This is a genomic window from Phaeodactylibacter sp., assembly GCF_040219495.1.
Classification (GTDB): Bacteria; Bacteroidota; Bacteroidia; order Chitinophagales; family Saprospiraceae; genus Phaeodactylibacter.
In genome coordinates this window covers 1-25,165 of the sequence record NZ_JAVJSK010000131.1, presented here as the reverse complement: position 1 = coordinate 25,165, position 25,165 = coordinate 1, and the positions used below count along the sequence as shown (strand labels likewise).

The 25,165-nt window shown below is 52.9% G+C and carries 12 protein-coding genes; 7 read left to right on the top strand and 5 right to left on the bottom strand.

Annotation, left to right across the window (positions count from 1 at the left end):
* The first annotated feature begins 3 nt into the window (after window positions 1-3).
* The 6 genes from RIC19_RS20900 to RIC19_RS20875 all read left to right on the top strand — a co-directional run bounded on the left by RIC19_RS20900 (window position 4) and on the right by RIC19_RS20875 (window position 11,910).
* Window positions 4-1,503, top strand: coding sequence for a xylulokinase (locus tag RIC19_RS20900; protein WP_350180313.1), 1,500 nt, complete (start codon window positions 4-6; stop codon window positions 1,501-1,503).
* Window positions 1,500-2,828: a xylose isomerase gene (xylA, locus tag RIC19_RS20895; RefSeq protein WP_350180312.1), complete on the top strand. Its 1,329-nt coding sequence runs from the start codon at window positions 1,500-1,502 to the stop codon at window positions 2,826-2,828. The genes RIC19_RS20900 and xylA overlap by 4 nt, the downstream gene beginning before the upstream one ends.
* A 110-nt stretch (window positions 2,829-2,938) precedes the next feature.
* Complete coding sequence (locus tag RIC19_RS20890) at window positions 2,939-3,826, top strand: zinc metalloprotease HtpX (protein ID WP_350180311.1); 888 nt, start codon at window positions 2,939-2,941, stop codon at window positions 3,824-3,826.
* Window positions 3,827-4,564: 738 nt separating this feature from the next.
* The gene (locus tag RIC19_RS20885; protein ID WP_350180310.1) at window positions 4,565-9,982 is read left to right on the top strand and encodes a PKD domain-containing protein; all 5,418 of its coding nucleotides are present in this window, start codon (window positions 4,565-4,567) and stop codon (window positions 9,980-9,982) included.
* 17 nt (window positions 9,983-9,999) lie between these two features.
* The gene (locus RIC19_RS20880; protein WP_350180309.1) at window positions 10,000-10,848 is read left to right on the top strand and encodes an alpha/beta fold hydrolase; all 849 of its coding nucleotides are present in this window, start codon (window positions 10,000-10,002) and stop codon (window positions 10,846-10,848) included.
* A 153-nt stretch (window positions 10,849-11,001) separates the two neighbouring features.
* The gene (locus RIC19_RS20875; RefSeq protein ID WP_350180308.1) at window positions 11,002-11,910 is read left to right on the top strand and encodes an aldo/keto reductase; all 909 of its coding nucleotides are present in this window, start codon (window positions 11,002-11,004) and stop codon (window positions 11,908-11,910) included.
* A gap of 114 nt (window positions 11,911-12,024) precedes the next feature.
* On the opposite strand, the gene RIC19_RS20870 is transcribed toward RIC19_RS20875, so the two are convergent.
* The 5 genes from RIC19_RS20870 to RIC19_RS20850 all read right to left on the bottom strand — a co-directional run bounded on the left by RIC19_RS20870 (window position 12,025) and on the right by RIC19_RS20850 (window position 22,865).
* A complete protein-coding gene (locus tag RIC19_RS20870) occupies window positions 12,025-13,677 on the bottom strand; it encodes a family 16 glycosylhydrolase (RefSeq protein ID WP_350180307.1) in 1,653 nt (550 codons plus the stop codon).
* 14 nt (window positions 13,678-13,691) lie between these two features.
* The gene (locus RIC19_RS20865; protein WP_350180306.1) at window positions 13,692-15,242 is read right to left on the bottom strand and encodes a PKD domain-containing protein; all 1,551 of its coding nucleotides are present in this window, start codon (window positions 15,240-15,242) and stop codon (window positions 13,692-13,694) included.
* A gap of 11 nt (window positions 15,243-15,253) precedes the next feature.
* Complete coding sequence (locus RIC19_RS20860; protein WP_350180305.1) at window positions 15,254-16,726, bottom strand: RagB/SusD family nutrient uptake outer membrane protein; 1,473 nt, start codon at window positions 16,724-16,726, stop codon at window positions 15,254-15,256.
* 11 nt (window positions 16,727-16,737) lie between these two features.
* A complete protein-coding gene (locus RIC19_RS20855) occupies window positions 16,738-19,791 on the bottom strand; it encodes a SusC/RagA family TonB-linked outer membrane protein (RefSeq protein WP_350180304.1) in 3,054 nt (1,017 codons plus the stop codon).
* Between the two features lie 287 nt (window positions 19,792-20,078).
* Window positions 20,079-22,865, bottom strand: a complete 2,787-nt coding sequence (locus RIC19_RS20850; RefSeq protein ID WP_350180303.1) for a helix-turn-helix and ligand-binding sensor domain-containing protein — start codon at window positions 22,863-22,865, stop codon at window positions 20,079-20,081.
* A gap of 336 nt (window positions 22,866-23,201) precedes the next feature.
* Between RIC19_RS20850 and RIC19_RS20845 the strand changes: the two genes are divergently transcribed.
* Window positions 23,202-24,872 (top strand): ArnT family glycosyltransferase, encoded by a 1,671-nt coding sequence (locus RIC19_RS20845; RefSeq protein WP_350180302.1) that lies wholly within the window; start codon window positions 23,202-23,204, stop codon window positions 24,870-24,872.
* The last annotated feature ends 293 nt before the right edge of the window (window positions 24,873-25,165 follow it).

The window sequence follows — 25,165 nt, the reverse complement described above, 5'->3', positions numbered from 1 at the left end:
CCCATGAACCAACCGCACTACAGTATTGGCTATGACCTGGGCAGTTCCTCCGTAAAGGCCGCTCTGATCCGCCTGTCGAATGGCTCAGCCGTAGGCCGGAGTGCCTACCCGGAGCAGGAGATGCCGATTCAGGCGCCGCAGCCCGGCTGGGCGGAACAAGACCCGGAGTTTTGGTGGGCTTGCATTCAAAAGGCTACGCAGCGGCTGCTGGAACAAACCGGCGTCAGCGGACCGGAAATCGGCAGTATTGGCATTGCCTATCAGATGCACGGCCTGGTGCTCGTTGATGAACAGCATCAGGTGGTCCGGCCATCCATCATTTGGTGTGACAGCCGGGCGGTAGCGACCGGGCAGGCCGGCCTGGAAGCCATCGGGCAGGAACGCGCCCTGAAGCACCTGCTCAACAGCCCTGGTAATTTTACCGCATCCAAGCTCAGATGGGTGCAGCAGCAGGAGCCGGAATGCTACTCCAGGGTACGGAAAATGATGTTGCCCGGCGATTACATTGCCATGCGTATGAGTGGTGGCATTCAGACCACCATCACTGGGTTATCCGAAGGTATTCTGTGGGATTTTGCCGAAAGGCAGGTAGCCCGTGATGTACTGAAGGCTTACGAAATTGATGCGGCCCTGCTGCCTGAACTCGTCCCCACCATCGGGGTGCAAAGCGAGCTGAGCGAAGTGGCTGCAAAGGAGCTGGGGCTGGCCCCCGGCACGCCCATCGCCTACCGGGCAGGTGACCAACCCAATAATGCCCTTTCCCTGGGGGTGCTCAAGCCTGGAGAAGTTGCTGCCACTGGCGGCACATCCGGGGTGGTCTATGCCGTAACGGACCAACCGCTATTCGACCCACAGAGCCGGGTCAACGGCTTCGCGCATGTCAACTACCGGCCGGAAGCGCCGCATATCGGGGTACTCATGTGCATCAACGGCACCGGCATACAGTACAGTTGGCTCCGCAAAATGCTGGCCCCCGGAACACCTTATGAAACCCTGGAGGCAGAAGCAGCAAAAGCCCCGATTGGCGCAGACGGGCTGACCGCTCTCCCCTTTGGTAATGGAGCAGAGCGTATCCTCAATGACCGGCAGGTGGGCGCTCAGATGCTGGGGCTCGATTTTAACAGGCATAGCCAAGCCCACCTGCTGCGGGCCGGGCTGGAAGGGATCGCCTTTTCCTTCATTTACGGCATGCAAATCCTGAGGGATATGGGGCTGCAAATGGAGGTAATCCGTGTAGGGAATGACAACCTCTTTCAGTCAGCCATCTTTAGCCATACAGTTGCCAGCCTCAGCGGTTGCACCATTGAGGTGATGGAAACCACCGGAGCTATTGGCGCTGCACAGGCAGCAGCCGTAGGTGCCGGGCACTGGGAGAACCTTAGCGATATCCATCACAACCTGAAAAAAGTGGGGCAATACCTGCCTCAATCTTCCGATAATGATGCCTATCAGGCGGCCTACAGCACCTGGGAAAAGGCTTTACAAAAAACCATTACACCATGAAAGTGATCAAAGGACAAAAAGAATACTTCAAAGGCATTCCTCAGATTGCCTACGAAGGGCCGGAATCAGATAACCCTCTGGCTTTCAAATACTACGATGAAGACCGTCTAGTTGCCGGAAAAACCATGAGGGAGCACTTCCGGTTTGCGGTAGCCTACTGGCACAGCTTCTGCAATACTGGAAGCGACCCGTTCGGACCGGGCACTAAACAGTTCCCCTGGGATGAAGCGGCCGACCCCCTGCTGCGCGCCAAAGATAAAATGGATGCTGCTTTCGAGTTTATCACCAAAATGAACATCCCTTTCTTTTGTTTCCACGATGTAGACCTGATTGACGAAGGGGACAGCCTCGTGGAATTCGAAAAGCGGCTGGATGCCATTACCGATTACGCGAAAGCAAAAATGGACGCCTGCGGGGTAGGTTTGCTTTGGGGTAGCGCCAATTTATTTTCTCACCCCCGGTACATGAACGGTGCAGCGACCAACCCTGACTTCGCCGTAGTAGCTCACGCCGGCGCACAAGTCAAAATGGCCCTGGATGCCACCATCAAACTGGGGGGCGAGAACTACGTCTTCTGGGGTGGCCGGGAAGGTTACTTCTCCCTGCTGAACACCAATATGAAGCGGGAACTGGAGCACATGGCCGCCTTCCTGCACACGGCCAAAGACTATGCCCGAAAGCAAGGCTTCGAAGGCAACTTCTTCATAGAGCCCAAACCGATGGAGCCCACCAAACACCAATATGATTTCGATGCCGCCACCGTCACCGGCTTCCTGCGGGCTAACGGGTTGGCAGACGACTTCAAAATCAACGTGGAGGTCAACCACGCCACCCTCGCCCTGCACACTTTCCAACACGAACTGCAGGTGGCCGCCGATGCCGGGCTGCTCGGCAGTATTGATGCCAATCGGGGCGATTATCAGAATGGCTGGGATACCGATCAGTTCCCGGTCAATATCTACGAAGTCACCGAAGCCCTGCTCGTCATTCTGGAAGCCGGGGGCTTACAGGGCGGCGGTATCAATTTCGACGCCAAGACGCGCCGCAACAGTACGGATTTAGCTGACCTTTTCCATGCCCATATCGGAGGAATGGACGTATTTGCCCGTGCCCTCATTGCTGCGGACCGAATCCTGCGGGAGTCCCACTACCGTCAGTTGCGAAAGGACCGCTACTCCTCCTTTGACCACAGTGAGGGCAAAGCTTTTGAAGCCGGTGAGCTCAGCCTTGAAGACCTGGACCGCATTGCACGGCACAACATCAAACACGTACCACACAGTGGCCGGCAGGAATACTTCGAGAACATCATTAATCAATACATCTGAGCCAATAACCGCCAGAATGACAGCGAGCCACCGAGCAAGCAGTCATTCTGGCAGCTTTTCTCACATGGTACTGGTTTTGCGGTTCTGCAAGAGAACCATGACCATGAACAATGAGTGAAGCGCAATATAAAAATCAGAAATACCGGAATGTACTCCGGGCTGCCGGACTCTTTACAGGTATGCTGGCATTGGTACTAGCTCTGGGTTACATCCTTTTTGGGTTTACCGGCATGCTGTGGGCAGGGGCTTTGGGCCTCATCACCCTGAGGATGAGCACAAGGGTATCGAGCCAGATGATTATGCGGTTTCAAGGCGGGCGGGCACTGCCGGAGCAACAGGCCCCTGCCTTGCACCAACTGGTCAAGAAACTAGCCCGCCGTGCCAAACTACCCGCCGCGCCTAAGCTTTACTACGTACCGAGCAACAGTTTGAATGCCTTTGCGACAGGCAGCAAAAAAGATCCCGCCATTGCAGTGACACAAGGCCTGTTGTACCGTATGGACCTTAGGGAGCTCTCCGGTATTCTGGCCCATGAGATCAGCCATATCCGGAATAATGACTTGCAGTTGAAGTCTATGGTCAACCTCTTCAGCCGCTATACCCGTTTTTTCTCGCTCTTTGGGCAGCTGCTGCTGTTCATCAATTTGCCCCTATTCCTGATGGGGGAAGCTACGGTCTCCTGGACCGCTATAGCCCTGCTGCTTTTCGCGCCTATAGTGGTAGCCCTGATGGTACAAGCCTTTTCGCGCAACCGGGAATACGAAGCTGACCTGGAAGCGGCACGCCTGACGGGCGACCCCAACGCCCTCGCGGATGCACTGGAAAAGCTGGATTATTTCAATCAGGGCGGATGGTTCGCACGTTTCAACGCTCCGCGCAGGCTGAAGGTGCCCACGATATTCAGCTCCCACCCGGAGATCGAGGACCGCATCAGCCGATTGCGCGAGCTTGCGCCCTCTTTTGTACCCCGCTTTGACTGGGCGCACGGCAACATCTAGCCCGGTCAGGTGGCATTAAAGTATTGAGGTTCAAAGAGGTAGAGGTTGAGCCCACGCTGGGTCTGCCGGAGGGAAGAATAGCTTGGCCATCGCGCAGGCGCTCAACCTTCCTTGGGCTTACTGGCTTACCCGTTGTTCATATTCCGGTTATACGGCGCAATACTAGACTTCATGCGGTCTTTGTTCTTGTAAAAAGCTTCGCGTGTTCCGGGTCAAGGAGCGTGCGCCTGACTTTTATCTTGCATGAAGGACAGCTTCACATTCCGCACCTGACGGCGCGGGGAGAGTCTCTGGATTTTGGAGTTACCTACCTGTTGCTCCCAGCGGGGCAAAGAGGTGAGGTGAGTATTGTCCAGACCCTGGGCTGAGCGCTGAAAGGCGTTAAGCGACGAGCAACCCAATGCTTCCGGGACCATCTACCAAGTGTTGTCAGGTCTCAGCTTTGTCACCAAACGACCTTCATATTTAATTTTCATTAAACCATAATCGTTCGCCCTTTCAATATATTAGGGCAAACACCTTATTGCGGGCTTATTCAAACAGTCCGGCTCTTTTTTCCCAACTTTCCCCAAACTTACGTAACTTTATACGCTCTTATTACGATATTAAGAGGGTGTTGAGAATTTGGGAATCGGTCTGCAAACCAGCAAACCGAAACCCCAGCACACTCTAACTGAAGGCGGATAATCCCAAACGATAGCAGACCTGTTCAGGTTTGCTGCAATGTAATGTAATCCTATGAGAAAAATTTTACTCCTCGCCTGCCTTGGAATGGCACTGCCCAGCTGGGGGCAGATCAGCTTCCTTGACTCTACCCAGTACCTCGACAACGTTGGCTTACTGTCCGGCTCGCCTATGGCAGCAGCAGACATGAATGGCGACGGGCTCGAAGACCTCATCATCCTCGACAACCGTCAGGAGCTGTACATTGAGTACCAACAGGCCAATACACCGTTTTACAACAGTTTCTATGTGCAATCCCTCAACAACCCTTCCAACGGCATCGCCATAGGAGACGTGGACGGCAATGGTTACAACGACATCCTCACCGGCGGGACCTACAATGCACTTCGGTTGTTTCTGGCTAATGATGACGGTACGGACTACACCGCCCTGCTGATTGACCCCGGCAACTATTTCCTGCAGGGCGTCAACATGGTAGATATTGACAATGATGGCGACCTCGATTTATTTGCCGCGCATCAGGATGGGCTGAGTGCGCCTTTCCGGAACCTGGGCAATAACAACTTCTCCCTGGACTACAACCTCATTAATCCGGTTTCAAGCGCCCCTTCTGACAACTCCGGCAACTATGGTACGGTATGGACCGACTATAACAACGACGGAGCGGCTGACTTGTATATTTCGAAATACCGGCTGGGCGTAACGGATGCGAGCGACGGCCGGCGCCTCAACTTGCTGTTCCGTAATGATGATGATGACGACTTCACGGAAGTAGCTGCCTTTTCAGGTCTGCTGCCCCTAGGCCAAAGTATCGCCACCGCCTTTGGAGACATTGACAACGATGGCGATTTTGATGCATTTATCATCAACCACGATATCCCCAACGCGCTTTACCGCAACAATGGCAACGGCACCTTCACCAATATTACCAACAACAGCGGTATTCCAACAGCACTCAGCAGTACAGGGCTGGGCGTACAGGCTATTTTTACAGATTTTGACAACGATGGCCGATTGGACCTGCTTTATACTTCTCTCGGAGCAGACCATGCCATACTGCGCAATCAAGGCAACAGCACTTTTGTCCGCGTAAACGATGCGGTCCCTTCAAGTGGAAGGATACACAGTGCGGTGGTTGGCGACTTCAACAACGACGGCTTCGTAGATATTTATGCAGGCTTCGGGCTGGGCTTCAATCAGATAGGATCGCAGGCAGACCAGCTTTTGCTGAACACCGGGAACAACAACCGCTACGTTGATGTCACCCTCAGCGGCACCGATGCCAACCCCAACGGCGTAGGCGCAAGGGTGGAAATCTACGGTCCCTGGGGGCAGCAAGTCCGCGAAATCCGGAGTGGGGAGAGCTACGGCATCCACTGTGGGTTGCGCGCGCACTTCGGGCTGGGGCCGAGCACTACGCTGGACAGCATCATCGTACGTTGGCCCAATGGCAATATCGACCATCTGAACGACCCGGATGTGGACACCCTCTACCAGATCACTGAGGGGGAATTCTGCCAGGCACAGGCCAGTTTTTCTGCCCAGGGCAACGGGCTAACCCTTAGTTTTACAGGGATGGGCGATACCGGTACCAATCAATACTTTTGGGACTTCAGCGACGGGGCACAGGATACAGGCGCAGCTGTGGTGCACACCTTTCCCATTAGCGGCACTTTTACCGCCTGCCTGACTACCGTGGGCGACTGTGGCTCCGCTACCGTTTGCCAGCAGGTACAAACCTCCTGTACCCCTCCCGAAGTCTTTTTTGCCCAGAACAACAACGGCCTCGAAGTCACCTTCCAGGACTTCTCCTTCGGGCAGCCTAATGAGTGGATCTGGGACTTCGGGGACGGCAGTTCCTCCGGAGAACAAAACCCAACGCACGCTTATGATCAGCCCGGTAATTACTTTGTTTGCCTGGTAGTCCTCAATGGTTGTGGCAATGCCTCTACCTGTGAGCTCGTGCAGGTCACCTGTGGCGAAGCGGAAGCCGACTTCGCCTTTGCAGACAATGACCTGAACGTATCATTCACCGACTCCTCCAGTGCGGGCACGAATGTCTGGTCCTGGGACTTCGGGGACGGGAACCAGTCCAGCAGTCAAAACCCACTGCATACCTATGCTGCCCCTGGGCTTTACGAAGTCTGCCTTACCACCGATGGTGCCTGTGGCAGCGCTACCCTTTGCAGAAATGTAGGGGTTACCTGTCCACCGCCCGCCGCCGCCTTTACCACCGAAATCACTGACCTGACGGTTTTCGTGGAAGACGAGAGCGCCAACTTTCCGGACACCTGGTCCTGGGACTTTGGGGATGGCGCTACAGCCAATGGGGCTACGCTATTTCACAATTACGATGCCCCCGGGACTTACGAAATCTGTCTGAGCATCGAGAATATCTGCGGCAATTCAGCGGTTTGTGATACGGTGTCTGTCAGTTGCCCGCCCCCACAGGCCAGCTTTAGCTATCAGGCAGATAATCTTCTGGTCAGCTTCCAGGATGACTCCGGAGGGGGCGTCAATTCCTGGACGTGGGTTATTGACGGGCAGGATACCATTACCGGGCCGAGCCCCGAGTACCTTTTCCCCGGCTCGAACACTTACGAAGTATGTCTTACGGCGGCCAGCGTTTGTGGCAGCAGCACCGTTTGCGAGACAATAGAACTGGACTGCAGCAATGCGCCCCTCGGCTTTTCTGTTGACATTGATGGGGTCCAGGCCACCTTTACAGACACCTCCTTTGTACAGGCGGACAGTTGGTTCTGGCAAGTCAATGGGCAAGGTGTAGGCGGTGGAAGCAGTTTTGCCTTCACCTTCCCTTCCAATGGTATTTTTGAAGTTTGCCTACAGACCAGTGGCCCCTGTGGCATGCTGAGTACCTGTACCACCGTTGATATTGACTGCCTGCCACCGGATGCGGCTTTTGCCCAAACTGCGAATGGCCTCGCTTACACCTTCACCGCTAACGCTCCTGGCAGCGCGATCAGCTGGTTGTGGGAATTTGGGGATGGCAACAGTGCGAATATGCCGAATGCCATGCACACCTACTCCGCTCCCGGCACCTATGATATCTGCCTTACGGCCACTAGTGCCTGCGGTGTTAGTGATACCTTCTGCCAAACGGAGTCTGTTGGCTGCCCGGCGCCCAATGCGGCTTTTGAGCAGGTTACCAATCTGCTGAATGCCTCCTTTTTTGATGCCTCCTCCAACAACCCCGCACAGTGGGAATGGACCTTTGGCGATGGCAATACTTCCACCCAACAGAACCCCTCCCACACCTACAGTACTGCCGGCACCTTTGAGGTTTGCCTGAAAACCAGCAGTATTTGCGGTTCGGATGAGTTTTGTGCGCCGGTAATCATTGAATGCCCCGAGCCCCTGGCGGGCTTCGAAGTGCAGACCGATGAGCTCACCATCAACCTTACCGATCTGAGCCCTAATGCTCCCAATGAGTGGGACTGGGATTTCGGGGACGGCAGCGGGAGCAGCCTCCAAAACCCCAGCTACACCTTCGGTGCACCAGGCAACTATACCATTTGCCTGATCAGCAGCAACACCTGTGGCAGCAATCAGGCCTGCCAGCAAATTGCCGTTAGTTGTGCCGCACCGGACCCTGGTTTTTCCAATACCGCTGACGAACTGGCGGTGGCTTTCGCAGACCAATCCACAAACGCACCCACCAACTGGTCGTGGACCTTTGGGGACGGCAACACTTCCACGCAGCAAAACCCATTACATACTTACGCCACGCCTGGCACTTACGAAGTTTGCCTGACAGCAGAAAGCCTCTGTGGTGCCAATACCGCTTGCTCCCAGGTGACTGTGGCCTGCAATGCCCCAGACCCGGTATTTGAGACCCAGGAAGACGAGCTCACCGTATCCTTTACGGATGCCAGCACCAACAACCCCAGCAGTTGGTTCTGGACCTTTGGGGACGGCGGTTCTGCCAATATCCCCAACCCCGTTCACATCTACAATCAGCCGGGTACTTATACCGTTTGCCTGCAAGCCAGCAGCATTTGCGGAAGCGAAACCCATTGCGAAACGGTACAAATAGCCTGTACTGCTCCGCAAGCGCAATTTGCCCTGCAGCAAGATGAACTTAGTGTTGCCTTTTTTGATGCCTCAACGTCTGGCCCGGCATCCTGGTCATGGGACTTTGGGGACGGCAGCTCCTCTACTCTCCCCAGTCCGGTGCACAGTTACAGCACCCCCGGCACCTACACCGTTTGCCTCACAGTAAGCAGCGTATGCGGCAGTACAGAGTTTTGCCAGTCGGTTGTTGTGGACTGCGCTGCCCCTCAGGCCGAGTTCGAATTCACGCCCAGTCAGCTCACCCTAATTTTTGCCGATGCCAGTACCAACACCCCTACCTCCTGGTCCTGGGACTTCGGGGACGGCAACACCAGCGATCTGGAAAACCCCACCCACACCTTCGCTGAACCCGGTGTGTACACGATTTGCCTGACCACAAGCAGCATTTGCGGTACTACCGAGATTTGCAAAACCCTCGGGGTCACTTGTAATGCGCCCCAGGCCAACTTCTCCTTTATGGATACTGAGCTGGAGATGGGGTTCACGGATATTTCCACCAACAACCCGGACGCCTGGTTCTGGACCTTTGGAGACGGCAATAGCAGCGTGGCACAGAACCCTGCCCATACCTACAGCAGCCCGGGCAACTATCTGGTCTGCCTGCAAGCCTCCAGCGTTTGCGGCTCCACTCAGCGCTGCGAGCTGATCACGGTAACCTGCGCAGCCCCTCAGGCAGATTTTGGTTTCAGCGCAACGGAATTGCAAGTGGCCTTTCAGGATAGCTCCACTGCGGACGCTGTTGCCTGGCTCTGGACCTTCGGGAATGGTCAAAGCAGTACCCTTCAATCTCCGGTCCATACCTATGCAACGCCTGGCACCTACGAGGTTTGCCTCACCGCAAACAGTATTTGCGGAAGCACACAGTATTGTGACTCCCTAACTGTAAGCTGCACGCCACCCTGGGTCAACTTCAACTGGATAGCTGAAGGCGGTACCGTCAGTTTGTTCCAGCTGGCTGACAATACCGTCACGGAATGGAACTGGGACTTCGGGGACGGCAACACCTCTGAAGAGCCTAACCCTATCCATGTGTACGAACAGTCCGGGGTTTATCCGGTCTGTCTGACCGCTATGGACCTTTGCGGGACCAACACCTACTGTGACACTCTGGATATTGTAGTCGTAGACGTAAAAGAGCCTACCGGTGATGCCATACAGCTTTTTCCCAACCCTGCCGGAAATATAGCCTGGCTATCTGCTACCGCAGGCATTCAGGGGCAAGTCACCCTGTACAATATGCAAGGGCAGCCCATCGGCCGTTGGGAGCTATTGGATCAACAACTGCTGATCCCACTGCACCAATATCCGGTCGGGACCTACCTCCTGAGGCTTGAAGCCCCAACCTTCCAATGGCAGGAGCGGTTACTCATCATGAGATGAGCAGAGTAAAACGCGTTTTGAAATGGGTACTTTCTGGCGCTGTCGGGCTGATGGTACTCCTGTCATTACTGGTAGCCGGTGCTGACCGCTACCTGAGTACAGAAAGGGGCGCGCGCTGGCTGTACAGTGAGGTGCAACAACCCGTGCATATCCGCTTCACTGACAACCAGGTGCGCTACCTGCAAATCGGGGATACGGCCCAAACCCCTCTACTCCTCATTCACGGCGCTCCGGGCGGGCTGTTCGACTGGCTCGCTATGGCCAAAAGAGACCGCCTCTACGATGAATACTACCTGCTGATCCCCGAGCGGCCGGGCTACGGTGGCACAAAGCCCAAAACCGCTGAGCCTTCTGTGGCCAGTCAAGCCCAGGCTTTGCTGCCTTTGCTACAAGGGCAAGACCGCTCCGTAGTCGTCATGGGGCATAGTTATGGGGCACCCATTGCGGTGACGCTGGGTGCACTGGCACCGGGACATATCAAAAAAATCTACGGGCTCTCTGGTGCTTACGCCCCCGATGAAGAAGTCACTTTCGGTATTTCGTACTGGATTGACTTTCCGTTATTCCGCTACATCCTCCCCTGTCCGCTCTGGGTATCAAATAAGGAAAAACTCGGGCATCCACAGGCACTTCGTGAAGCAGTGCCCTTATTCCAATCGGTAAAAAGGCCCATCACGCTGTTCCACGGGACCTCAGACGCGCTCGTCCCCTATGGGAACTCCACGTACCTGCAGGAATTGATCCCGGTGGAAACCGAGTTGATCCCGCTGCCCGGACAAGACCACCCGGTGCATGTAATGCTGCCCGATTATTTTGTCGATTTATTGCTGGGGCGGCAACCTGCACTCCCTGAGGCAAGCCACTAATTTTTATTATTTGCACAATTTAAAAGCGAGGAAATTTCTGGATGAGTAAAAGCATTCTTCAGTTGAGCTATTGAAAATATCCGAATCAGGTTGAACTTACTACCTTTGAGCCTGTCAGTACATCTCCGACAAGCTCCTATAAAACCACAATTTATGACCACTTCTATTTCTGAGCATGGCCCTGAGTTCTCCCGTATTGTATTTGGAGTAATGAAATGGGGCGTTTGGGGGCATCAGCTCGGCCCACAGGGTATGCTCCGCCTGATTGAAGAGAGTGCAGACTATGGGATAACGACCTTTGACCATGCCGACATCTACGGCAATTACACCACTGAGGCTGAATTTGGGGAAGCCCTCAAGCTGAAGCCGGGCCTTCGGGACAACATTCAGCTGGTCACCAAGTGTGGGATCAAGATGAAGGTAGCGCAGCGCCCACACCACCGCATCAAATCCTACGATACCAGCCCGGAGCATATTCGGGCTTCGGTTGACCGGTCCCTGCGTAATCTGCAGACCGACTACATCGACCTCTTGCTCCTCCACCGGCCGAGCCCGCTGATGGATGCCGACCTGATTGCCGGAGCGTTTGAACACCTTCAAAAGGCAGGCAAGGTCCGTCACTTTGGGGTGTCCAACTTCACCCCCAGGCAGTTTGATTTACTCAACAGCCGTTTCCCACTCGTCACCAATCAGGTGGAAGCCTCCTTGCTGCACCTGCCGCCTTTTACCGATGGCACCCTTGACCAATGCCAAGAGTACCGCATCAAGCCGATGGCCTGGTCCCCACTGGGTGGCGGGACGATTTTCAGCGAGCAGCCTGATGCCCGGGCACAACGGATTCTGGCTACTGCCGAAACGATTATCGCAAGGCGGGAGCAAAATATAGGTATAGACCAATTGCTGCTAGCCTGGTTGATGCGGCATCCGTCCGGTATTTTACCGGTAGTCGGCACCGCCCGCATCGAACGCCTGAAAGCAGCGGCTGACGCGGTGCACATCATGATGAGTCAGGAGGAGTGGTTTGAGCTGTGGGAAGCTTCTACCGGTACAGAAGTCGCTTAGAGCTCTTCGCTAAGGCCAATGCCCTCAAAAAAGAAACCCCGCCTCCGGAGAGACAGGGCTTCATTTCATTGTAGCTCAAAAAAATACAAAGTAGTAAAAATCAAATTTTTAAGTCTATTGATAAACCCGCACCCAGTCAATCTCCATAGTCGATTCCATGAATGCCGGATCAATCGTGCCCCCGAAATTGCCACCCATAGCCACATTCAGGATCAGGAAGAAGTCACTGTTAAATGGTAAATCCGGGTTATTGGCAAAAGTGTGGTACACTTCGTCATCGATCAGGAAACGAATGAAGTCTTGGGTCCAGGTAACGGAATAGACATGAAATTCATCAGAAGCGCCCGGCAGGTTGGTACTCTGCGTAATCGCTTCTCCGGCAAAATTCCCGGGGAAATGCAGAGACGAGAAGATCCGGTCCTGCTCATTGCCAACGTGCTCCATGATGTCAATTTCACCGCAGGCCGGCCAGGTATTGGTTTGGTAATCTTCCCCCAGAAGCCAGATCGCAGGCCAGGTACCGCCTCCGGTTGGCAACTTGGCACGGGCATCCACACGGCCGTAGGTGAATTCAAACTTATCTTCTGAAAGAATACGGGCAGAAGTGTACTGAGCTCCGCCAAATTCTTCGCGCCTTGCCGTGATTTTCAGCACGCCATCTTCAACGATAACGTTATTAGGGTTTTGCGTGTAGAACTGTTCTTCATTATTGCCCCAGCCGTTGTTACCCGTACCGGTATTATAACTCCAGTTCGCGTTGTCAGGCGCTCCGTCGTTGTCAAACTCGTCCGACCAAACCAGGTTCTCAAAGGTCGGCTCATCTATACCAGGTTGACTTGACGTAAAAATATGGTACCAGGCCAGGCCGGGATCGTTGCCCTGCACTACCCTGACCACCAGCCGGTTTTCTGTGATGCTCAAAATCTCATAGGTTGATGAACCTGCGTAGTAACTCATAAAGCCACCATCGGAAAAATTCATAACCGTACCCCGGGTCAGGCCCGGAATATCGTTCATAGCCACCACCGACTCGGATGGGCCAAGTGCCACCACCTGGGGTTCATTATTCACCTCGAAATCGTAGCAGTAGTCATAACCGTTAGAACCGCCGGCTACCCCTTCAAAGTTAAAATTGAAGTACGTCTGGCCTTTATTATCCAGCTGGTACAACAGCTGATTACCATCCATCGTGAAGATCAGTTCATCCTGGTACAGACAGGTACTCTCAGCAGCTCCGTCTTTTTCGAATGGGACCGCCTGATAGTAATTGGCAAAGTAATTCAGATCGGCATTGTCATCATTCTGGCCTACGCCAAGGTGGCCTTGCTCGTCGGCTGCCCAGTACCAGGTTTTAGAACCTCCACCAGTAAGCAGCTGCATGGCTTCGTCATCGTTGAAACTGCTCAGCACGGTTACTTCTAAGGTGGATGAAGTAGATACCCCTGCCTTGCCAGAAGCGATAGCCGTCACCGTGTAGGTATTAACGCCCACCTGTGTAAAACGCTTCGCTAACTTGCCCGAAGGCGCAATATTTTCGGTACCGTCGCTGAAAACATATTTGTAGGTGATCGCTTCGTTGGCCGTTGTGGTGAACGTCACCAGGCCACTACCATCGCCGAAAGGGTTGTCATCGTTAACTCCGGCGATATTCACTGCCACTTCCAGGCCGCTGGGTGCAATGATCTCGCCGAACTCATGGTCATCTTTCTCACACCCCCAGAAGACCAGTGCACTGAGCAGTATTACAGAAAAGGGAATAAATTTCATGGTCATTATATTTTTTACTCAACAAGTTGAATGTCATCGAAATAATAGGCCTCACCGGTACCGGCATTGCCAAAGTCAAAGAAGAGCACTACCCGCTGATAGTCATTAGAGAAATCCGCGCCCGTGAAGTCAAACTCCATTTCCTCCCATTGATTAGCGACCGTATTTTGCACCATCAACTCGATGAAAACATCACTATCGTCCAGGTTCTCCAACTTGACCACTACCGTCACATCAGCCGCAGGGGCCCATACTTTCATGCGCACCTTCTTGTTATTGGTAAAGTCAATCGTATTGCTCATGTCAAAGAATACGCCACCCCAGGTCTCCGAGCCTTCGTCCTTGATGAACTCGGCTACATTAGCACTTGCATTGGGTGCGGTCATATCCGGGTTAGCAATGACCGATGCGCCGGCATTTCCAAACCCTTCAAAAGTGTAATTGATATTTGCGTTTTCGAAGTCAACCGGGAAAGTCACCGGGTCACTGCCATCGGTCACTTCGATATCATCGAAGTAGTAATCCTCGCCAGCGCCGGCAGTACCGAAGTTGAAAAAGACAACTACCCGATTGTAATCAACAGAAAAGTCGGCTTCGCTAAAGTCAAAGACTAGTTTTTCCCATTCATTGGCAACCGTATTCTGCAAAGTCACCTCGTGGAACAAATCCGGGTTGGCGGCATTCTCCACCTTCAGCAAAATATCGATGCCGGCCTCGGGTGCCCAGGTTTTAATGGCAATTTTTTGTAAAGTAGCCAAATCAATCGGCTCGCCAAACTCCAGGAAGGAGCCTGCCCAGCCTTCGGAACCCTCCATTTTATTGAGCTGAGCGACGCGGTTGCTTGGGTTGGCGTCAGACATATCCGGGTTATCGATCACCACGGAAGTCGCTCCACCGAAGTTGTTGAAGACGTATTCCTGTGTCAGGTCCTCAAAATCAACAGGCATCAATAAGGGGTTGGCAATCGTCACGGTATCCACAGCTTCCGCACTTAAGGTGCCTCCACTACGTGCGACCACTCTTACTTCGTAATCGCCCGTAGCACCGTAGGTATGGCGAACGGTTTCCCCTTCCATAAAGGCAACTGGTTCTTCATCCGTCGTCTCTCCGAAGTATACTTCGAAGAAAGTTTCCAGTTCGGCTGTTGCCGCCACATCAATGGAGAAAGGGTCGCCGGGGACCGGCAGGATAGATAACTCCAGGTTCTGCGGTGCCACAAAGGCTACAGTCAGGCTCTGAGCAAAAGACGTCACTTTGCCATTGATACCCATAGCCTCGATATTGACGGTATATTCGCCTTCGGTGTAGGTATGGGTCACGCTTTCGCCCGGGCGGGTTTCTGCGCTCTCCTCACTGCCATCTCCAAAGAAAACAGTATATTGGGTCACCCCCTGCCCACCCGGCAAAATCGTCACCTCCCCTGAATTATCAGAAGCAATCGTGAAGAGTGCTGAAAGATTGGAAGGTGCCGGTATGCCTTCAAGTTCTGGCACGGTGTCTTCCTCCGTGCAGCTAAACAAGCCGAGGAGGAGGAAAAAGAATAACTGATATTTTAAAATACGCATAGTGGTCATTTTTAGTAGCCTGGGTTCTGCACCCAGTTTCCATTCGAAAATTGGATTTCCTCAAAGGGTACCGGGAAGAGCTCGTGCTTGCCTTCCTGGAATCCGTCGATTGCCGCGGCTGCACGGCCGGTGCGGACAAGATCAAAGAAACGGTGCCCCTCTCCTACCAGCTCCAGGCGGCGCTCTGCCAGGATAAAATCCGTCAGTGCACCACCGCTTGCACTGATTTCGTGGTCCATATCACCAAATGCACGGCGGCGGACTTGGTTGAGGTACTCTCGTGCCATCTCATCGTCGATGCTGCCACGGTTGAGCGCCTCTGCCGCCATCAACAGCACATCAGCGTAGCGAATGGCGCGATAATTGTTGGGGTTGGTCAGGTTCTGATCGCCAATATTAGAGTCGCCCTTGCGTGGCAGGTACTTCCGGTTATAGAAACCAGTGTGTTCGAAGCCCGTTCCAAAAGTGGCCCCGGTCTCTTCTGCCCATGCGTCAATATTCAAAATCGCATTATCACGGCGGCTGTCGCCGGGCTCGAAGGCATCGTAGGCAGCGCGAACCGGAATATTGAAGCTGAACCCGCTATCGAACTCAGGGCCTGCGTAGTTGCGGATGCCATTGAACCCAACAGCAACATTACCCTCGCTGCACTGCAGGCAACCGAAGCCGGCACCTTCTGCATCTGAATACTGCACTTCAAATACCGCACCTACTCCATTCTGGCCTTCCGGCTCAAAAATCAAACTGTAGTCAGATTCCAGTTCATATAGCCCGGAGTTGATCACCTCCTGCAGCACGGTCGCTGCTTCAGCAAACTTGTCCTGGTACAGGTAAGCTTTGCCCAACAGAGCCTGAGCCGCTCCTTTGGAAACACGGCCCGTTTGCGGAGCAACCTCTGCGAGGTTTTCCACTGCGTACTGCAGGTCCGCCTCAATAGAAGCATAAACATCAGGTACCGGAGACCGTGGAATGCGGGTTTCATCACCGATAGCAAAGCGCTCGTCCCCCTTCAGTGGAATCGGACCGAACCATTTTACGAGCTCGAAATGATAATAGGCCCGAAGAAAACGGGCTTCCGCCAGGATCTGCTCCTTACCCGGAAAATCCGTCTTATCCTGGAATTCAAGGATATAGCTTGCCCGGCTGACCCCGGCAAACATCCAATTCCAAACATCCCGCAGGTTGCTGTTCACTGGCGTGTGGATCATGTCGTCAATCTGCTGAAAGCCGACCACATCGATGGCACTTTCACCCCCGCAAAGGGAATTGTCAGAAGCGATTTCGCCCAACAGCACATTGACGTAGGTGGATTGCAGCATGTCATAAGCGGCAATCAGGCCATTATAATAATCATCTTCGGAATTAAAATAGTTTTCCGAATCGATAGAGTAAACGGGCGCCCGGTCTATGAATTCTTTTTCACAGGCGGTACTGAGCATCAGCACCATCAGGACAACCCCTATTTTTTGAAGGAATAATTTCATGTTTATCGATTTTACAGGTTAAGGTTTGCCCCAACCATGAAGATGCGGGGAATGGGGTAAAATCCGTAATCAATGCCGCCACCAATCGGTGCACCAGAGGAAGCTGCGGGGTCAAAGCCGCGGTATCCCGTAAGGGTTAGCAGGTTGTTGGCACTGATGTAAAGGCGCAGGGTGGATAAGTCGTTGCGGAGAAAAGACAGGGGCATAGTGTAGCCCAACTGCAAGTTCTGCAAGCGTATAAAAGACGCATCTTCCACATAAAAGTCCGAGAAGACCAGATTGGAAGTAGCGGCAGTGGTTACGCGTGGCACTTCGGTGCTAGTCCCTTCGCCCGTCCACCGGTCGAGATAGTAATCCAGGCGGTTGACATCCGACAGGGCACGCTCGTAGTTACGGACCATATCATTACCAATGGAAGAGAAGATGTAGGCCCGGAAGTCAAACTTCTTGTAATCGAAGCTCAGGTTCAGGCCCATCGTGATATTTGGAATCGGGTCTCCAAGGTAGGTGCGGTCTCCTGCATCAATAATACCGTCACCGTTCAAATCTTTGAAGCGCAAGTCACCCGGCTGTGCTTCGGCACCCAGCGCAATCTGAGAAGGGTGGGCTTCTACTTCAGCGGCATTTTGGAAGATTCCGTCGGTCTCGTAACCATAGAAATAGCCAATAGGCTGTCCAACTTCCATCCGTGATGGCGCCAACTGCCCTACACCAAATGCACCACCTTCAATGAAGCCGGTACCGTTGTTCACCTCCAGCACTTCGTTGCGCAAGGTGGTAAAGTTGTAGTTGAAGTTCACCTTCAGGCCATTATCATACCGCTCCTGATAGCCGATAGAGAATTCCAGCCCCTGGTTGCGGACCGCACCGGCATTAACCGTTGGCGAAGCTGCACCGGGAGCAAAGGTGCCGGTAATACCGGAAACCGGGATATTGGAAATCAACAGGTTATCACGTGTGTTGATAAAATAATCGGCAGTGATATTGATCTTATAGTCTAAGAGCGCCAGGTCGACACCTAGGTTGAACTTTTCGGCTTCCTCCCACTGCAGTGCCGGGTTGGGAAGAGCTCCAATGGCGGTACCATTTACCAATGCCCCGCCAAATACGTAGGTCGCTTCTCCACTCAGGGTACCGATATAGCCGTTGTTGACAATCTGATCGTTGCCCAGGATACCATAGCTGACCCGGAGCTTTGCCAGGTCAACTTTACCGTCTGTATTGAAGAATTCTTCATCAGACAGGATCCAGCCTGCGGTGAACGAAGGGAAGACTCCCACACGGTTATCGGGCCCAAACTTAGTGGAAGCATCCCGGCGGAGCATAGCGCTCAGCAGGTACTTCCCGTCAAAATCATACTGTGCCCGGCCAAAGTAAGACAGGCGGCGCTCGTCGTAGGCGTAAGAGCCCACATCGCGGCCACCGTCCGGGCTTGTGCCCAGTGCCAGTGCGATATCGGCGAAGTTCCACTCGTTGTTTGGCACATCAAAACCAGTAGCAAAGAGGCCATTGCCAATTTCACGGAATACCGTGGAACCGCCCGTCAGGGTTAGATTGTGCGCACTGCCAAATGACCGCTCGTAAGTTGCGAAGAGGTCAAGGGAATAGTTGTTATCATTAATGGCATTTTGGTTAACACTGCTGCGGGTAATGTCAAAGACTTTCCCGCCGTAGTTAATGAGCTTGTTGAAATTACGCGACTCGCTATTGCTCGTGTTGAACCCAACACGGCCCGTCAGCTTCAAGCCTTCCAGCACCGTCCAGTCCAGGGTAGTCTGCCCATTGAGTTTGCTAAGGTCATAGTCATTAAAGGTATTGGCGATCTGCGCCAGCGGGTTAATGACCTCAATACCCAGACCCGGTGTATTAGGCACCAGGGTGAATTCGCCGGCATCGTCAAGAACGGCTTGCGTAGGCGGCGCATTGAGGGCATTGAAGAGCACCGCGCCCAGCCCATTCTCATTCAAGGCATCCCGGTCTACATTGGAGTAGATAGCGTTGGTGGTCAGTTTGAGGTTATCAGCCAGGTCGATGCCCAGTGAAAGCCGTGCTGTACTCCGGCGGAAGCTGGATTTATTGCCCCCGACAACACCCTGTTGCTCCAGGTGAGAACCACTTAAAGAATACGTGACCCGGTCTGAACCGCCCGACACGGTGATGTCGTGGCTCATCATCGGTGCACGGTCAAAAACTTCCTCTTGCCAGTTGGTACCTGAGCCTAGTCCGCTTGCATTAGGGTACGGCAGTGCCTGGCCACCTGCAGCGTAGGCTTCATTGAGCAAGAGTGCGTATTCCGTAGCATTGAGCAAAGGTAAGGTGCGGGAAGTCTCCTGCTGCCCAAAGTATGTATTGTAGCTCAGCTGAGGCGGGCGGTTTTTGCGGCCCGTTTTAGTTGTAATCAAAATAACACCGTTGGCACCAATGGTACCGTACACGGCGGCCTGCGCATCTTTAAGTACGGTGATGGACTCAATATCACTGGGGTTAAGGGTATTCAAATCCCCCTGATAGCCATCAATAATGACCAGGGGTGCGTTTTGGCCGTTGGTTGCCACCCCGCGGATGCGGATATCCAGTCCGGCGCCCGGCGCACCGGACTGCTGTGTGACGTTGACACCAGGTGTAGTGCCCTGTAGCGCCTGCTCAATTTTGATAGGCTTCAGTTCATCGATGGTTTTAGAATCGACAATAGCGACTGCACCGGTAACGTCTCTTTTCTTCTGTGTACCGTAGCCGATGACTACCACCTCTTCCAGGACCTGGGCGTCGGTGCCCATCTTAATCAGGATGGGCGAGTCGTCCTCGACCGTTTTTGTCAGCGACTGGAAGCCGGTGTAGGAAAACTGTAATTTGGCACCAATTGCCACATTTTGCAGTTCAAAATCTCCGTTGAAATCGGTTATTGTACCACGGGTGGTATTGTCCCCGCCAACCACCAATACATTCACACCAATTAGGGGCTCCCCCGTTTCAGCATCCTGCACAGTACCCTTGACGGTTACATCCTGCCCATACAGGAATCCACCAAATAGGAGTAGGAATAAGGTTAGGCATTTTTGTTTCATATCACTAGTTTTTTCATGCCGCACAAAATTTGCGCAGGACTCTATTATTACTCATCAAAACTAGCGGATGTATAGGTGATGCAGAAAAAAGAGACCACAACAAAAAGCATACAACACCAAATTATTTTTCCCAATTACGGGTTTGAAGCTCTAAAAAGTTGGATTACCATGGGGTTTACTGCACTTCAGCCTTGAAGTGGATATCCCTTTTCATGACCGGCTATTTGCAAAAAAAGGCTCTTGTATAGGTAATGTTGTGGTAAAATCCGGACTTGTTGTGGTCGGTTTCAGATACTCAAAATGTATTCCACCAGGCCTTCATCGTGCTCCAGCTCCATTTTCTTGCGCAGGCGATAGCGCTTCACTTCCACACTACGGATGGAGATATTGAGGAGGGGGGCTATTTCTTTGGAGGACAAATTGAGGCGGAGGTAAGCACACAGCTTGAGATCGTTGTGCGTCAACTTGGGGTGTTTTTCCTGTACCTTCTTAAAGAATTCCTGATCGGCATTCTCGAAGGCTTCCTTGAAGAAATTCCAGGTCTCAGCTTCATCTGTATTTTTATCAATTGTGCGGATGACCCTTTGGATGTTGTCGGCCGGAGCGCCTTCATGCTCCAATGCGTTTTTGATCTGATGCAACAGCTCATTCTTTTTGACCAGGCTCATGGTAGAAATAGCCAGCTCCCGGTTTTTGCTGTCAATATCTTGTTGCAGCTGCTCGTTCCGGACGCGAATGAGTTCCAGCTCCGCCTCTCTTTGCTGGGCTTCCAGGTGCAGCTGGTTTTCAGCCCGCAGCTCTTCCTTTTGGCGCTGATAGTAGCGGGTGTAGGCCCGGTGGGTGAAGTACCCCATTAGCAGCCCAAGTACAATATAAATGCCAATGGCTAAGTAAGACCAGTACCAGGGGCGTTTAATGACAAATTTGTACGCCAGGACATTACTGCTGTGCTGCTCTCCGATACGCGATTTGATTTCCAGGGTGTAGGTGCCGAACGGGAGGTTACGGAAGGATAGCCGGGCGTCGTGTGACCAGTCACTCCAGGTGTCATACAGCCCAAGCAGGCGGTATTGAAACTCAGGCACAAAATAGCGGCTGTAGGCAGGCACAGCAAATTCGAAGGACAGACTGTTGAAAGAAAACGGGACAGCAGGTACTCCATCAACTGCCAGGGGCTGCTCAAGGTGATTGAGCTGCAAGCTCCGGACGTGGGTAAGGTATATCTTGTGGTCCAGCACCGGCAAGTCTTCAAAGTTAAAAACCAGGTAGCCATCGGCCGTACCGATGAGATAATGCCCCTGTTTAAGCCTTGTAGTGTTCTCGTACCCTGACATCGCATTGATCACCTCTGACTGCACAGGCACAGAACGCAATTCCCAATCCTCCGACAGGGTGCCTTTGGCGTAATAGATGAGCGCGTCGCTCGTGAAGAACCATAGCAGGCCTTCCGGATCGACAGACATCTTCCCGGATTCAAAGGAAGCGCCGGAAAGGACCTTACTCAAAGATTCATTCCGTTTAAATCCTGTTTTAAAATCCTGCAATTCATGGAGCCCCTCCCGGGCGTAATAGAAGACTTTGCCTTCTAATGCAGCGAGCCCGGCGTTTTTGCCCTTAACCGGCTCCAGATAGTCCCGGCGGTCCAGTACCTGCCGGCAAGCCCCATCCAGCTTAAGCCCGAAAACGCCTTTATACTCATGACTGATGTAGGCTTCAGGACCGGGCCTTAGCTCAACAAACCGGCTAGATAAGTTGAACCCTTCCACTTTATTCCGAAAAGACCACTGCCCGGCTTCTTTTTGCAGTACAGACAAGCCATAGTAATTGCCCTGCAGGAGCAAGTCTGCATGCCCCGGCACCTGCACAAACTTCCAGGTACCGCTTTCGCTGAAGACCCGTTTTGCCTGAAGGCCTTCTACGATAAAAGTACCCTGATCATGCCCGCAGAAAAGCGCGCCCTGATACTGAAACAAGGACCACACTTGCCCGGTGGTGCCTTCAACCAGCGTAAAGTCAGTTTCTCCCGGGAACTGAGCAAAGAGCCCCTGATTGGTACCGAAGTAGCGCTGCCCATTATGCTCCACGGCAGCATATACTGTGCCCAGCACTCCTTTCTGATCCGTGTACTTCCGAAAAGGCGAGCCTAAATTCACGCAGCTGATCCCGTTGTCTGTTCCTGCCCAAAGGTTATTGGACGTGTCTTCGTATAGGGAAAGTACCGTGTTGTTGGTCAGGCCATCTGTTTGAATAATCTGGTATTCCAGCTGGCCGTAGGCGTCCACTATAAAGATGCCGTTGGAGATGGTCCCCAGCGCTAATCCTCCGTTCTCGAGGTGCAGTGCACTGTAAATACGGGTATTGCGCAATTTGGGGTCATCCTCCAGCTTCCGGGCGCCCCCGTCCGGTAAGATCACCCACCTGCCGTGGCGGTCCGTCACCACACCTATACCTTCTTCTGCATCCCAGAGGTAGATGATGCGCGAGGGCATAGCCGATTGAAGCAAGGGCATCGCTTCACCTCCTTCCAAACGGTAGAGCATGCCGGTAGGGTCGGAAAAGATCAGGTCCTGACGGATTTCAAACAGCTTGTCTACACCGTTGCCAGGGGAGAACACTTTGATCTCCTCCAAATCCGGGTGGTAAATAAAAAGCTGATCCAGAGACTGGAAAATCAACTTTTCATCGTGGAGCAGGATATTCCAGAAATGCTCGTCGGCCACCATTTGATCTGCCACAGGGTCAGATAAAGACCTGTACTCCAGACCACCGTAGGCATTGGGCGACCAAACCCCGAACTCCTGATAGCAGCCGGTATAGATTTTTCCGTCCACCACCTTCACTGCGCGCATGATGGTCTCATTTGGAGAAGGGAACAACGTCCACTGCATGCCATTGTATTCCAGCAGCCCTTTGTTGTTGGCCGCATAGATAAATTGTTGTTCGCTCTGACCGAGCATCCAGTTTTGGTTGCCGGCATCATACACGTCGGGCTCGTAGGCATTCACGGGCGGCTGCTCCTGCCCCATCAAAAGGGTACAGCCCGAAAGCATAAAATAGAGCAGCAGTTGACGCACTTCTAACAGTTTTTTTTAGCTGAGTTCAGTACCGCAAGTTAAGAACTTCAAATCATCTGTGATCTGGTCTTTTGTAATGTTTTTTTGTCAGGCATATTTTAAATCGCCCAAAATGGGATCATTTCTGTGGTTGCCGTGCCCCAAAAGTAGCGGCTTTAGCCTCCTATTCTGCTGAAGCGGGCTGACATTTATCTATTTTACGACAACTACAGCCTGTCAAGCCCGGTCTATGGTTTATATTTGCCGGACCGGTTTTCCGGACAACGCACTGATTCGCCTGTATGCTATCGCCGGGCCTCAACGAAGGCTCAACTTTTCAACCGAAAAAAATAATTCGTGGAGCAATCATCTGACCGGAATTATACTTTAGGGTACGCCCTGCTGGGGGCGCTGTTTTTCCTTCCCTTTCTGGGCGGGGTGCACCTGTTCGACTGGGACGAGGTCAATTTTGCCGAGATCAGCCGGGAAATGCTCATCACCCGGGAATACACCCGCGTCTATGTGAATTTTGAGCCGTTTTTCCAAAAGCCGCCTTTCTATCTTTGGCTGCAGGCCTTGTCGATGGCTGTTTTTGGAGTGGGAGAATTTGCCGCCCGGTTCCCTAATGCCGTTTGCGGCATCATCACACTGCCGCTCCTGTTTAAGATCGGACAGCGGCTGAAGGGTACCCGCTTCGGGCTGATATGGGCAGGAGCCTACTTCGGTTCCGTTTTGCCTTTTTTGTACTTCAAATCAGGCATCATCGACCCCTGGTTCAATTTATTCATCTTCCTGGGTGTCTACTATTTCATCCTGGCTTACTGGAAACGCGATGGCTATACCGGCATCACGCTGGGGAAAAGCCCCTGGTGGTACCTTTTCCTGGCAGGCTTCTGGATTGGGATGGGTATGCTGACCAAAGGTCCGGTGGCCTATCTCATTGCCGTGCTGACGATGAGCGTCTATTGGGCCTATCAGCGGTTCCGCTTTTATGTAAATGTGCCTCAGTTCCTCTATTTCACCTTTGCGGCATCCCTCGTCAGCCTGATCTGGTTTGGGCTGGAAACCCTGAAAAACGGCCCTGAATTCATGATCGAGTTCACCGAGTACCAATACCGGCTTTTCAGTACGCCTGATGCCGGGCACCGGGGCTTCCCGGGCTATCACTTTGTGGTACTGCTGATCGGCTGTTTTCCGGCTTCGGTCTTTGCGCTGCGGGCTTTCTTTAAGCTACCACAGGAAGAACAGGCGTTTCAGGCTGACTTCCGCCGCTGGATGAAGTTCTTGTTCTGGACGGTGCTCATCCTGTTCACGATTGTTAAATCGAAGATCGTCCATTACTCCTCTATGGGCTACTTCCCGCTGACCTATCTGGCGGCATTGACAATTGATGGCATGATACGGGGAGAGATCGAGTTTAAGCCCTGGCTGAAAGGCTTTCTGTACAGCATTGGGGGGCTTTACATCCTGGTCACCCTGGCGCTGCCTTTTGTTGGCATGCAGGCCGAGGTGCTCGCTCCGCTGTTCAAGGACCCGTTTGCGCGGGGCAACCTGCAAGCCGATGTGTACTGGTCAGGATGGGAAGTGATTCCGGGGTTGTTTTTGCTCGGGTTGCTGATCCTGTTCGGCCGGCTCATGAAGTCAAAACGGCAACAGGCTTTTGCCGTACTTTTTGGCGGCACGGGTTTGTTTATCATGCTAACCCTTGTTTTCTTCATTAAGCGGATTGAGGGATATTCTCAACGCGCTGCGGTGGAGTTTTTCAAGGAAAGGGCGGTAGAAGATGCTCATTACCTGGTCACGGGCTACAAATCGTACGTTCACCTTTTTTACACTCGCCCACAAAAGGCAGGGGAAGCCTGCTTTAAAGATGACGCTTGCCGGAATGAGCTGCTAAACGGGCCCATCAGCAAACCCGTTTACCTCGCAACCAAGGTGCATAAAGCAGCGGAACACCGAAATAACCCCAACCTGGAACTTATTGAGGAAAAGAATGGGTTTGTCTTCTTCCGGCGCATGCCGGACTAATTCAAATTACCTGATGATTTTTTCACGCTTGGAGCCTGCCTTAGCTAAATAGCCTGTCCCGCAGTTTGCGGGAAGGATTTTCGGGACGAAGTATAAGTAAAAGAGTGTCCCAGTGCACCGGGACAGACCGATTACTAAAGCCCCAACACGCTCTAAGAGCATGTTTGGAGCTCGTTCCTATTGCAAATCAACGCTTTATGAACCCCGCAGAAATGCGGGGCAAGCTCTGACTTCCTCACTAAATTTTCATTTAGCCCGCTAAACTCAAATTTAGTGACTTCGCCAGAACCATA

Coding starts and splice junctions, on each gene's coding strand:
- RIC19_RS20900 (WP_350180313.1), top strand. CDS start 4: ATGAACCAACCGCACTACAGTATTGGCTATGACCTGGGCAGTTCCTCC.
- xylA (WP_350180312.1), top strand. CDS start 1,500: ATGAAAGTGATCAAAGGACAAAAAGAATACTTCAAAGGCATTCCTCAG.
- RIC19_RS20890 (WP_350180311.1), top strand. CDS start 2,939: ATGAGTGAAGCGCAATATAAAAATCAGAAATACCGGAATGTACTCCGG.
- RIC19_RS20885 (WP_350180310.1), top strand. CDS start 4,565: ATGAGAAAAATTTTACTCCTCGCCTGCCTTGGAATGGCACTGCCCAGC.
- RIC19_RS20875 (WP_350180308.1), top strand. CDS start 11,002: ATGACCACTTCTATTTCTGAGCATGGCCCTGAGTTCTCCCGTATTGTA.
- RIC19_RS20870 (WP_350180307.1), bottom strand. CDS start 13,677: ATGAAATTTATTCCCTTTTCTGTAATACTGCTCAGTGCACTGGTCTTC.
- RIC19_RS20865 (WP_350180306.1), bottom strand. CDS start 15,242: ATGCGTATTTTAAAATATCAGTTATTCTTTTTCCTCCTCCTCGGCTTG.
- RIC19_RS20860 (WP_350180305.1), bottom strand. CDS start 16,726: ATGAAATTATTCCTTCAAAAAATAGGGGTTGTCCTGATGGTGCTGATG.
- RIC19_RS20855 (WP_350180304.1), bottom strand. CDS start 19,791: ATGAAACAAAAATGCCTAACCTTATTCCTACTCCTATTTGGTGGATTC.